At 63.9% G+C, this 233-nt stretch carries 1 protein-coding gene; it reads left to right on the forward strand.

All coding sequences use genetic code 11. The features are described from left to right. Positions 1–233 (forward strand): hypothetical protein (locus tag F7R06_RS30885; protein ID WP_170288751.1); only part of this gene is annotated, 233 nt, incomplete at both ends.

Raw genomic sequence — 233 nt, forward strand, 5'->3', positions numbered from 1 at the left:
GACGTCACCTCGACCCTGAACATCAGCGTGACCCCGGTGGACGACAGCTTCACCGACCTCAGCGAAAGCGTGAACACCGCGGAAGACACTGCCGTGACCGGCAGCGTGTTGACGGGTACGTCGAGCGTTGACGGTCCCGTCAGCGTGGTCAGCTTCAGCATCGACGGCGTCAATGGCACTTTCACTGCGGGCCAGACCGCCACCATCGCCAACGTCGGCACCCTGGTGATCGG

The organism is Pseudomonas moorei (assembly GCF_008801475.1).
GTDB classification, from domain to species: domain Bacteria; phylum Pseudomonadota; class Gammaproteobacteria; order Pseudomonadales; family Pseudomonadaceae; genus Aquipseudomonas; species Aquipseudomonas moorei.